Source organism: Luteibacter sp. P4_E6, assembly GCF_056401535.1.
In genome coordinates this window covers 1-4,328 of sequence record NZ_JBFUJE010000336.1, presented here as the reverse complement: position 1 = coordinate 4,328, position 4,328 = coordinate 1, and the positions used below count along the sequence as shown (strand labels likewise).

The 4,328-nt window shown below is 66.6% G+C and carries 2 protein-coding genes; both read right to left on the bottom strand.

Going from position 1 to position 4,328, the window contains the following annotated elements; all coding sequences use genetic code 11:
* The coding region (locus tag AC1DT2_RS16680) for a DUF3999 family protein (protein ID WP_477297557.1) at positions 1-1,152 on the bottom strand (1,152 nt) is incomplete at its 3' end.
* Entirely contained in the window at positions 1,142-3,910 is a 2,769-nt protein-coding gene (locus tag AC1DT2_RS16675) for a DUF2339 domain-containing protein (RefSeq protein ID WP_477297555.1), read from the bottom strand. The genes AC1DT2_RS16680 and AC1DT2_RS16675, both read right to left, overlap by 11 nt.
* Positions 3,911-4,328: the final 418 nt, after the last annotated feature.

Below are 4,328 nucleotides of genomic sequence, written 5' to 3'. Positions count from 1 at the left end.
GGCGATGGGCCAGGGCGGACGGCTCTCGATGTGGCTGCCGACGAACAGCTGGTGCGGCGGCGGCCCCTCAGGCAAGAAAACGAAGCGATCCGGCACCCAACCCAGCGCGAGGTGTGGTGGCTCGCGCAGCGGGGTGGCCGAGTGCAGGCGCAAGGCGTCGCGGCGGCCCGCCGGGATGTTGAGCGTGGTGCTGCCATCCCCCTGCCCGGAGGTGACGACGAGCGTGCCTAGCGATTCGCTCAGGTGAGTTCCTTCGAGGGACATCGCATCCACGCGCGCCACCGCGTCGCTGCCGCGCTTAAGGCGCAACGCATTGATCGGCAGTGCCGCCGGTAACGCGTAGTCGTAGTCGACGCCCTGCCCGCTCGACGTCGTCCGGGTCGGCTCGACATCCAGCCACCGGCGCGGAGCTTCGTCAACGACGAGTTTTTCTTCCACCCGTCCGGCCAGGTTGACGGTGGCGTCGCCCGCCGTCGCCCAGTGCACGCTGCCGCTGACGATACGCACACGGAAGTAGCGACCCGTCGCGCCTTCGATCTTCACCGTGGTGACATCGGGTGCGTTGCCGTTGCGTCCCATCGACAGGATCGTGGCCTGCCGGACCAGGCTCGTCCACGATTGCAGATCGTCGCTCACGTCGATTGAGACGTTGTCGAGCTGCACGTCCGCACCGTCGCTCACCTGGGTCGGCGGGAAGGTGATCTGACTGAGGTTGATGGGCGTGCGCGCATCGATCAGCCACTCCTTCACCGGGCCGGGCGCCGTGCTATTGCCGGGCTGGATAACGATGTCGCCGTTCGTGCTGCGCTCGATACGCGGTCCCGGCGAATCGGCTTCGGCAGGCGGCACCGCGAGCAACGGCAAGGTCAGCGTGACCCGGCGCGATACGGATTGCAGCGGCTGATACGGTCCCGAAGGCACCTGCATGCCGTCCGCGTCGACGACGACCACATCGGTCAGCATCGTATCCGGGCGGGTCCAGTTGTAAGCGTCCTGTGGCAAGGCGACCACGTAGGCCGGCGCAACCGACTCGGTCGCGATCGGATAACTGACGGCGTAATGGCGAGCGGGTTCGATAACGGGCGTCGTCGCCTGAGCGCTGGACGCGACCAGGGCGAGGGCCAGCAGACCAGGGCGAACGTCAGGACGCATGCTCAGACTCCGAGGCGGGTTCAGCGGGTTGCCGCGGCGGCGCGGGCGCAAGGTAGCCGATAACCGTGCAGAGCAGGCCATAGGCGATGAACGAGGCGATGCCGAACAGGTTACCGAGGTGCCCGCGATCGACGAGCAACAACTTAGCGAGCACCAGTGCCATGGTGCCGGCACCGGCCATCCACAGCAGACGTTGCCCACGCTTCGAACCGAGCACCCAGGCGACGACACCGATGATGCTCCAGACCACGGTGAGCGACAGCTCGGCGAGGCTCGAATCCGGCATCGAGTTATCCCACGGCACGCCGCCGAGATGATGCACGGAGCGCAGCGTCATGCTGGTCGCAATGATGAAGAACATCACGGCGAGGACGGCCGGGCGCACACGACGCACACTCACCGGCATGGTGGCGTCGGAGATGCCACGCGCGGTGAGCAGGAGCACGGCGACCAGCAGCAGGTCGATCGGGTTGAGTACGGGAATGAAGACGAGCGGGTTCGAGGCACCGGCGGTACCGAGCGCGATGAGGCCGGCGACGAACAGGGCCAGCGCGGCACAGGCACCTACCGCATTCCGAATCGCCTCGGCATACACGTTCAGCGGCGCAGCGACCACACGCGGACGCCACAGCACCAGCGCCGCCAGAAGCAAGGTCGGCATGGCGGCGGCAAGCACTTTCCATCCCTGCCCCATCGTCGTCACGAAGTCGAACGCGAGCACGATGGCCGCAGTGCCGATGGCAAGCCAGCGCACCCAGCCGAGGGTTGCCGCGAGAATCGCCGCAACGCGATGCGCCGCGAGCGCACGCAGGGTGAACCAGCCCGTCACCAGCATCACCGCCACGCCCGCCAGCGGCCAGCCGGCGAGCGGCTGGATGCTTTCCTCAGCGGCCGTCAGCGCCACCACCATGCCTGCGAAGAGGAACAACGGCACGCTGAAGGCGAGGACCACGCCGAGATCGAGCTTGCGCACGCGCTTGCATGCTTCGGCGAGGAGCCACGCGGTGACCGCAAGCACGGCCAGCCAGTAACCAAAGGCCAGCGGCCGATCGATCACGAAGGTGTCGATCTCGTTGATGAAGCTGACCAGCCACCAGATCACCGCCCAGACCAGCAGGCCAACACGTGCGAGGCCGGACACGCCCCGCGACATGCCATGCCGGTCGAACTGCCACACACCGACACCGGCACCGATCACCAGCAACAGGCTGCCGATGAAGGCGGCATTGAGGATGGGCAGGTCGTTGTAGTGATGCGTGAAAATCGCCGCGATGGCCCAGGCGATGCCGGCGGCCAGTTGCAGGAATACACCGGACCAGYGCGGCAGGCGTCGCGCCTGACGGAAACCCAACCAGATCAGGCCCGCACCTTCCAGCGCGAACACGCTGGCGGTCACACTGGCACTGAGCGCAAGCGGCACGGCAATCGTCGCGAAGGCCACCGCCAGCACGGCCCATGTTTCGCGCAGCAGGCCCATGTCTTCTCGCTTGCGGATAGCGAACGCGATGGCGACATAGACGACCGCAGCGACCAGCGCCGAGAGCGCCAGCGGCATCGGTTCCCAATCGAGCAAGGCACCTTGCAGCAGCAGGCTGGCGATGGGATTGCCGAACATCAGGCAACCATCGAGGATCGCGCGCCCGCGCTTCGGCGAACGCAGCACGTGCAGCCAGGGCACGGCGAGATACAGGAGGAAGTGCAGGATCAGGAACGGCTCGGTGCTGGCGAAAAGCGCCGGCCGATAACTCAGCACACCCCACGCCGTCCCGACACCGAAGGTCGCGACGAAGCCGAGCACGTTGAGCACGCGCCACGCTTTCTTCCAGGCAATACCGAGAATGCCCAGGTTGAGAATGGCGTAATAAGTGAACAGGGCGACGTGATTGCCCTGCCCCGTCGACGCGATGATCGGTGCCGCGAAACCCGCAATCAAGCCGAGCACGGCGAGCGCCAGTGCGTCCTGCAACACGGCAAGTACGCCCAGGCCCGCGACGAAGACGATGAGCAAGGCAAACGTCGCGGTAGCGGGTAGCAATCCGTAGAGCCGGTACGCGGCGAACACCGTCATCACCAACACACCCAGCGCACCACCCTGCAACGACAACGCAAACGCACGGCGCTTATCCCGCTGCATCCAACCGAAACCCACACCCGCGATGGCGACCAGCGCCACCAGACTCAGGCGCACCGACATCGGCACGCGCAACAAGCCCTGGTCCGAGGCGTACTTCAGGAACGCTGCCACACCGGCAAACAACACCAGCATGCCCACCTTCACCGGCACGTTGCCCTCGGTGAACCAGCGCTTCGCCRCATCCGCCAACCGCTCGAACCACGTCGGACCCGCAGGCACCGGTGGCGGGGAAACCGGACGCGACACCGGAACCGGAGCGCCCGACGGCACCGGCGGCATACCCGGCGGCGCCACTGGTGGCATACCCGGCAGCTCTCTGTGGGAGCCGGCTCCGCCGGCGATAGGCGCCCCATCAGGCCACTCCGCCCGGCCCGGCGCAGCCCCTCCGGCATCGACATCCAGGCGGTGTTCCATATGGGCACCGGCTCCCCCGGCGACAGGCGCCCGAGCCTTAGTCGCGGGACCCAGTTCAGCCAACCGGGCCCGCACGGCATCAAGATCGCTCTTGAGCCCCGACATCCGCCCCCAGAGCAACCCGATGGCAAACCCGGCGACCGCGCCTTCCCAGCCCTGCGTAACCAGCGCCCCGACAATCGCGCCAATGATGGCCCAGACCACGATCATGCCTTCCCCACTCCCGAACATCCTGTGTGCGGCGAGTCTGGCATGAAATTGCGAACCTGTAGGAGGGTCACAAACCCCACCGGCTCAACGCCCCTCATACGGCCACAGCTCCCCGTAGGAGCCGCCTCAGCGGCGAACCCTCAACCTGTCGAGGTTACGACGGAGGCTATGCGGTGATCGGGCGAGCGTCTGAACAGCCTGCACGATGCAATGCCAGGCCTCGTCCGCAAAATGAAAGCCTGAGGGTTCGCCGCTGAAGCGGCTCCTACCAGGCAATRGCAAGCGTCAGCGCGATGGCGAAGCCGAGCCGGCAGCTAAGCGCAAGACGAGGGCGAAGCCGAGCCGGCGTCAAGCGCAACGCGATGGCGAAGCCGAGCCGCTTACTTAACCGGCTGCGTCTGAAGCACCGGCGCATCGC